The sequence below is a fragment of the Tamlana crocina genome (genome assembly GCF_012037625.1).
The window spans coordinates 1-328 of record NZ_JAAVJS010000639.1; the positions used below are offsets into that span (position 1 = coordinate 1).

1 protein-coding gene is annotated in these 328 nt (G+C 40.2%); it reads left to right on the forward strand.

Translation table 11 applies throughout. The features are described from left to right. Positions 1-43 precede the first annotated feature (43 nt). The coding region (locus HC176_RS18390) for a rhomboid family intramembrane serine protease (protein WP_245234964.1) at positions 44-328 on the forward strand (285 nt) is incomplete at its 3' end.

A 328-nucleotide genomic window follows, 5' to 3' on the forward strand; every position in this document is an offset into this window, starting at 1 on the left:
GGGATTAATGAGGGGTAGTAACAGGATAAGATCCAAGATTCAAATGGCTACGGTTAGCGAGAAATTGATCGCTGTAAATGTGGCTGTGTTTATCCTTATCTTCTTTTTTAAGACCCTTGCCTTTCTTTTCAGCTTTAATTCAGATTTCTTACTGGAGTGGCTGGTGTTCCCAAAAGAACTTGGGGAATTCATCTTCAAACCCTGGTCTATCATTACCTATGCCTTTTTGCATAGCGGCATTTGGCACCTGCTGTCGAACATGTTGATCCTGTATTTTTCGGGAGTTTATTTCCTGAATTACTTCTCTCCAAAAAAGCTGCTGAATTTC